Source organism: Oligella sp. HMSC05A10 (genome assembly GCF_001808335.1).
GTDB lineage: Bacteria > Pseudomonadota > Gammaproteobacteria > Burkholderiales > Burkholderiaceae_B > Oligella > Oligella urethralis.
On the sequence record NZ_KV792903.1, the window covers coordinates 22519 to 28843 of the forward strand.

General features: G+C 44.7%; 7 protein-coding genes. 6 read left to right on the forward strand and 1 reads right to left on the reverse strand.

Translation table 11 applies throughout. The features are described from left to right. The first annotated feature begins 9 nt into the window (after positions 1-9). The 6 genes from ccoN to HMPREF3144_RS04895 all read left to right on the forward strand — a co-directional run bounded on the left by ccoN (position 10) and on the right by HMPREF3144_RS04895 (position 5286). Complete coding sequence (gene ccoN, locus HMPREF3144_RS04870; RefSeq protein WP_018026122.1) at positions 10-1479, forward strand: cytochrome-c oxidase, cbb3-type subunit I; 1470 nt, start codon at positions 10-12, stop codon at positions 1477-1479. 23 nt (positions 1480-1502) lie between these two features. After that, positions 1503-2186 carry a cytochrome-c oxidase, cbb3-type subunit II gene (gene ccoO / locus HMPREF3144_RS04875; protein ID WP_018026121.1) on the forward strand — a complete coding sequence of 228 codons (684 nt, stop codon included), beginning with the start codon at positions 1503-1505 and terminating at the stop codon, positions 2184-2186. 17 nt (positions 2187-2203) lie between these two features. Continuing rightward, positions 2204-2389 carry a CcoQ/FixQ family Cbb3-type cytochrome c oxidase assembly chaperone gene (locus HMPREF3144_RS04880; protein ID WP_070476721.1) on the forward strand — a complete coding sequence of 62 codons (186 nt, stop codon included), beginning with the start codon at positions 2204-2206 and terminating at the stop codon, positions 2387-2389. Further along, positions 2382-3302, forward strand: a complete 921-nt coding sequence (ccoP, locus tag HMPREF3144_RS04885; RefSeq protein ID WP_070476723.1) for a cytochrome-c oxidase, cbb3-type subunit III — start codon at positions 2382-2384, stop codon at positions 3300-3302. Before HMPREF3144_RS04880 ends, ccoP begins: the two co-directional genes overlap by 8 nt. A gap of 114 nt (positions 3303-3416) precedes the next feature. Then, positions 3417-4982 carry a cytochrome c oxidase accessory protein CcoG gene (ccoG, locus tag HMPREF3144_RS04890; protein ID WP_018026118.1) on the forward strand — a complete coding sequence of 522 codons (1566 nt, stop codon included), beginning with the start codon at positions 3417-3419 and terminating at the stop codon, positions 4980-4982. A 13-nt stretch (positions 4983-4995) separates the two neighbouring features. After that, complete coding sequence (locus HMPREF3144_RS04895; protein ID WP_070476726.1) at positions 4996-5286, forward strand: FixH family protein; 291 nt, start codon at positions 4996-4998, stop codon at positions 5284-5286. Positions 5287-5360: 74 nt separating this feature from the next. Here the strand turns inward: HMPREF3144_RS04895 and fnr are convergent, their stop codons facing one another. Next, positions 5361-6089: a fumarate/nitrate reduction transcriptional regulator Fnr gene (fnr, locus tag HMPREF3144_RS04900; protein WP_018026116.1), complete on the reverse strand. Its 729-nt coding sequence runs from the start codon at positions 6087-6089 to the stop codon at positions 5361-5363. Between the last annotated feature and the right edge of the window lie 236 nt (positions 6090-6325).

Here is a 6325-nt window from a genome sequence, read left to right on the forward strand (position 1 = left end):
GTAGGTACTATGAGTACTCAAAATGTGATTGGGTCGGAAACCTTTAACTATAAGATAGTCCGACAGTTCTCGATCGCGACAGTTATCTGGGGTGTGCTCGGCATGGCAATGGGTGTATTTATTGCTAGCCAGCTAGTGTTCCCGGAGCTGAGCTTTAACGAGTTTTTTGGATATGGGCGTTTACGTCCAGTTCATACAAACTTGGTGATTTTCGGTTTTGGTGGTAGTGCATTATTTGCAACCTCATACTATGTGGTACAACGTACCTGTCATACCACGCTGTTTGCCCCGTGGTTAGCCAGCTTTACCTTTTATGGCTGGATGATTATTTGGGCGGCAGCTGCGGTTTCCTTTTCGATGGGTTACACCTCATCCAAGGAGTATGCTGAGACCGAGTGGGTACTTGATATCCTAATTACCTTGGTTTGGGTGGCTTATGCAATCGTATTCTTCGGTACTGTTGCTAAGCGTCGCACTAAGCATATTTATGTGGCAAACTGGTTCTATGGTGCATATATTATTACCATTGCTATGTTGCACATCTTTAATAACCTGCAAGTGCCTTGGAGTTTATTCAAATCATACTCTTACTATGCTGGCGTACAGGATGCGATGGCACAGTGGTGGTATGGTCATAACGCAGTAGGCTTTTTCTTAACGACCAGTTTCTTGGGTATGATGTACTACTTCGTGCCTAAACAAGCCGAGCGTCCGATTTATTCTTATCGTTTATCCATTGTTCACTTCTGGGCCTTGATCTTTACTTATATGTGGGCAGGTCCTCACCATTTGCTATACACTTCACTACCTGACTGGACTCAAAGTTTAGGTATGTTATTCTCCTTAATCTTATTAGCGCCATCTTGGGGCGGTATGATTAACGGTATTATGACCTTGTCCGGTGCATGGCATAAGCTTAGAACCGATCCTATCTTGAAATTCCTAGTGGTTTCATTGTCTTTCTACGGTATGTCTACCTTCGAAGGCTCAATGATGGCTATTCGTACGGTTAACTCCCTATCGCACTATACTGAGTGGACGGTTGCACACGTACACTCTGGTGCTTTAGGTTGGGTTGCGATGATTTCTTTCGGTTCTATCTACTACATGATTCCTCGTTTATGGGGTCGTGATCAGATGTACAAAAAATCATTAGTCGAATTACACTTCTGGTTAGCTACCATTGGTATTGTGTTATACATTGCCTCTATGTGGATTGCCGGTGTGATGGAAGGCTTGATGTGGCGTTCTATTGAAGCTGACGGTACCTTAACTTACAGCTTTGTACAGGCGCTCGCTTCGAAGAAAATCTTATTAATTATGCGTCTAATCGGTGGTGGTTTATTCTTAACCGGTATTGTGATTATGCTGTTCAATACCTTAGCTACTGTGATTGGTCGCACTGGTGTTAACCCACCGGTACCTGCGCCATCTCATGGTAAGCCGGCACCTGTTGTGGCTGCTGAAGCAAATGCATAATTTGAAGATAAAGGGTTTTAAAAATGTCTGATGATAAAAAAGTTAAATTTTTCTCTCACGGGATGATTGAGAGAAATCTACCGATGTTGATGGTGTTGACCCTTATCACGGTAGGTGTTTCAGGACTTGTGCAAATTGTTCCATTGTTCCATCAACACTCAACTACCCAGCCTTCAGCGGGTGTTAAGCCGCATCAACCACTTGAGTTGATCGGTCGTGATATCTACATCAAAGAGGGTTGTGTGGGCTGTCATAGTCAGCAGATTCGTCTGTTAAACTCTGACGTGCAGCGTTACGGTCCATACTCTGAAGCCGGTGAGACGGTGTACGACTATCCTTTCTTATGGGGTTCTCGCCGTATGGGTCCAGACTTGGCTCGTGTGGGTGGTCGTTACTCGGACGAATGGCATCGCGTGCATTTACGTAATCCACGTGATGTGGTTGCTGAGTCTAATATGCCTGCTTATACTTGGTTGCAGCATAAGAGTGTCGAGGGTTTTGATGTACAAGCCCGGATGCGTGCGCTTAATTGGCTAGGTGAGCATCATGACGGTAAGCCTATGTACACTGAAGAAGAAATCGAGAAAGCGCCAGCAGCCCTAGTCGGTAAAACCGAAGAGGATGCAGTGGTAGCTTTTCTTCAGAGTCTTGGTGTTGGCTATATGAACGCATGGCGCCAACGTGATACAACAGCTGAAGCGAAGTAATTAGAGGGAGCTAAACTATGTGGGGTACGCTTAACGGTATTGCGACATTTCTGGCAATTGTTGTGTTCTTCGGTATTGTGTGGTGGGCTTTTTCCAAGCAACGCCGCAAGGATAACGAGGAAGCGGCCCTACTGCCGTTTAGTCTAGAGGACGAAAAAAATTTAAGCGCTGATAGTGAGCGCAAGGACAAGGATCATGAGTGATTTTGTTAATAGTGGCTGGGCGTTATGGGTCGCAGTCGTCTCAATCTTGGGGGTAGTCTTTGTACTTTGGCTTTTATGGACTCAACGTTCTTGGCTAGGTCAAAAAACGGTTGTAACTGAAGATACGGGTCACGAGTGGGACGGTATTCGAGAGTTGAACCACCCACTACCACGTTGGTGGATTATTATGTACCTCGGTCTAACCGTGATCGGTGTGGGGATTATGGTACTTTACCCAGCGGTCGGTTCATGGAGTGGCCTTAGAAACTGGCAAGCGGCGCATGAGGTAGAGCAGAGTCAAGAGCAGTTACGCGAAAGCATTGCACCAGTATATGCTCGCTTTAAGGATATGAGCGTAGAGGAATTAGCCAAGGATCCTGAAGCCCGTATTATTGGTGAGCGTTTATTCCTCAATACCTGTGCTCAGTGCCATGGTTCTGATGCTAGGGGCGCAACTGACTTCCCTAATTTAACTGATAATGACTGGTTAGGTGCTGGTACACCAGAATACATTCATGGTGTGATCACTGACGGTCGCGTTGGCTTAATGGCGCCATTAGGTGCGGCCTTGGGTGCCACTGCGGGTGAACAAACGGATAATGCCAATGCCATTGCGCATTATGTGCGTTCACTTTCTGGTCTTAATGCTGACGCTACCCTCATTGCTAAGGGTAAGCAGCAATATGACAAGGTTTGTGTGGCATGTCACGGTGTCGATGCTACAGGCAATCCATTACTAGGTGCGCCTAACTTAACCGATGATATTTGGTTAGGTAGCTCTTCACACCAAACCATCGTTAAAACGATTATGGAAGGTCGTACTAACATTATGCCACCACAAAAGCATTACTTAACACCTGAGCAAATTGATGTGTTAACTGCTTATGTTTGGGGTTTATCGAATAACGAGTAGTTTTATTCGTATTTTAATATACTAAACTTCACCTGTATTTCAGCCCAATTGTTCGCAAGGATAATTGGGCTGTATAATATCTAGATATATATAAATCAATTGACGTGGTAAATTATGAGCGAAGATAAATCTCAAAAGCCATCAGAGCAGCCCCAAGCGGTGCCTGAGTGGCAGCCTCAAGCAGCAGAAAGTCATAGTCAGCACGCAGCAAATGCTAAATCCAAAGCCCAGCACAAGCCAAAGACTGCGGTGGTTGGTCATATCCCCTCTAATCTGGACGGTGATGAGGTTGAGTTCGTTGACTTGACGCAAAAAATTTATATGCGTTCAGTAAAGGGGCGTTTTAATAATTGGCGTATTGCCTTAATCTGGTTTACCCAGGTGTTATTCTACGGCTTACCTTGGATCAACTGGGACGGTCGCCAAAGCGTGTTATTTGATTTGGTCGAGCGTAAGTTTTATTTATTTGGTCTTGTCCTATGGCCTCAAGATGTCTTCTATCTGGCCATTATTTTGATCGTTTCGGCCTATGGGCTGTTTCTCTTTACTGCGATTGCCGGCCGTTTATTCTGTGGTTACGCCTGTCCGCAGACCGTCTACACGGAGATCTTTATGTATATAGAGAAGTGGGTAGAGGGTGATCGAGTTCAGCGTATGCGCTTAGATGAAGCACCGATGAGCGCACGCAAGTTTAGAATCAAGGCGACTAAGCATATTTTATGGGTCTTAGTTGGTTTTTGGACGGGCTTTACCTTTGTTGCGTATTTCTCACCGATTCGTGAGTTATTTCCGAACTTATTAAAACTAGATCTTGGTTTTTGGGAGTGGTTCTGGATTTTCCTCTATGGTGGTTTCTGTTGGTTAGCCGCTGGTTTCTTGCGCGAAAACGTCTGTCGTTATATGTGTCCTTATGCGCGCTTCCAGAGTGTGATGGTAGATGCGGACACAATGATCGTAACCTATGATCAGAAGCGCGGTGAGCCACGCGGTAAACGCTCCAAAAAGGCGGATCTTGAGGCTTTAGGTTTAGGTGACTGTATTGACTGTACGCTCTGTGTACAGGTCTGTCCTACCGGTATTGATATTCGCAATGGCTTACAGTATATGTGTATTGGCTGTGGTGCCTGTATTGACGCCTGTGATGATGTGATGGATAAAATGAATTATCCCCGCGGCTTAATTCGTTATACCTCTGAAAACAGCATCAAGATGGGACTGACTAAGAAGGAAGAGCGTAAGCGTTTATTTAAACCACGTACCTTAGTGTATTTGACCTTGTTAGTTATTTTTATTACTAGCATTGTGACCTCCTTAGCCCTACGTAACGAGTTGCGCTTTGATGTGGTGCGTGACCGTAATTCATTAGGTCGAGAGGTGCCAGGTGGTTACTATGAAAACGTTTACCGCGTTCTATTAGTCAATATGAGTTCCGAGACCCGTGAGTTTAGGATCGATGCTGTTTCTCCTGCCTTGTCACAACTGGATGTCAATCTTGAGAATAGTGGCTCTAATACGATCGTTGTTTCACCTCGTACCAACCAATGGATTCCACTGATTGTGCGTGCTCCAGTAGAGGGTAGTGCGGTAGGTCGCTATGATATGGACTTCCATGTGCGTAGTATTGATGAGGGCAAGGAGCTCAAAATCGATAAATCCAGCAGTTTCTTTGTACCCGAATAATTGAGGTTTTATTATGTCTTCAAAAGGATTAAATCAAGTAGGCGCGATTGAGCCTCAAGCAAGTAAACCATGGTACAAGGAGCGTTGGCCATGGTTCCTGATGGCAGGACCAGCGATTGTTGTTGTGGCGTGTATTATTACGATTTATTTAGCCTTTACTCAGGATAGAGATATCCCTTTGGTGAATAAGCAAAACCGCCAGGGTTTAAAGATTGATCGTAGTGCCGATGCTGAGGCACCACGCTTTCTGCCGCCAGTCGATCGTCCAATTCCTGAGCATTTGCGCTCACAGTTTGAAAAATAATACTTCATAGTAAAAGACCATGGCAGCCTGATACTGTCATGGTCTTTTTAAATAAGTGTAATTCACTGTTGATATCAGTGATTCTCTTTCTTTATCAAGGCTTGTAAGCCTGCACGGTCTAATACTCTAATCTCTTTTTGTTCCACCGTGATTAAGCCTTCACGGGCAAAGCGCGACAGCAAGCGACTAACTGTCTCTAAGGTCAAACCTAAATAGACCCCAATTTCCTCACGTGTCATGCGTAGAATAAATTCACTGGATGAATAACCTAAACGAGCTAAGCGATCCACCATATTTAAAATAAAGGCGGCAACGCGTTGATCGGATTTTAGTGAGCCTAAGGTCAAGGCCATATGGTGAGAGCGGTTAATTTCATTACCCATCAGTTGACGTAACTGTGAATTAAGCGCGGGGATGGATTGAGCTAAACGATCTAAATCATCTAAACGAATAACACAGACCTCAGAGTCCTCCATGGCCATAGCGGTAGAGGAGTGCGTTTGGGTGGCAATACCATCAAAGCCAATCAACTCACCAGGTAGTGAAAAACCGGTGATCTGTATGTGACCATTTTCACTTTCTAATTGCGTTTTGAGCGAGCCAGAGCGCACACTATAAATAGCGCTGAAAGAATCACCGGCTTGAAATAAGACTTGATTTTTGGGGATACGGATACGCTCCTTAACCAGCTCTGTTAGTTTTTCCGTCTCCTGTGCATTTAAACCGGCCGGCATACAGAGATGATTACTCATGCACTGACTACAGTGCACCGACTTATCATCAAGAATGATGGTTTTGCTCATACCACTACCTATGAAAATAACTAGTCATCACTAGTTGAATCAACAAGGTTATTATTTTAACAAATTATTTGTTTTTTGATGCAAATCAAAGATATTAAGCTCAGTGTCAGTCTGATACGTGAGTATTTGATTTTTTTACTTGACCGGGTGCGCGACAAGCCCCTCCGTTCAGGGTGGGGAAGGATAGTGCAGACGGCGTAGCCGTCCTTGAGTTTCAGTGGGGTGTCTGCTGCTGC

Excerpts from the sequence above, each read along its gene's own strand:
- ccoN (WP_018026122.1), top strand. The coding sequence starts at position 10 with ATGAGTACTCAAAATGTGATTGGGTCGGAAACCTTTAACTATAAGATA.
- ccoO (WP_018026121.1), top strand. The coding sequence starts at position 1,503 with ATGTCTGATGATAAAAAAGTTAAATTTTTCTCTCACGGGATGATTGAG.
- HMPREF3144_RS04880 (WP_070476721.1), top strand. The coding sequence starts at position 2,204 with ATGTGGGGTACGCTTAACGGTATTGCGACATTTCTGGCAATTGTTGTG.
- ccoP (WP_070476723.1), top strand. The coding sequence starts at position 2,382 with ATGAGTGATTTTGTTAATAGTGGCTGGGCGTTATGGGTCGCAGTCGTC.
- ccoG (WP_018026118.1), top strand. The coding sequence starts at position 3,417 with ATGAGCGAAGATAAATCTCAAAAGCCATCAGAGCAGCCCCAAGCGGTG.
- HMPREF3144_RS04895 (WP_070476726.1), top strand. The coding sequence starts at position 4,996 with ATGTCTTCAAAAGGATTAAATCAAGTAGGCGCGATTGAGCCTCAAGCA.
- fnr (WP_018026116.1), bottom strand. The coding sequence starts at position 6,089 with ATGAGCAAAACCATCATTCTTGATGATAAGTCGGTGCACTGTAGTCAG.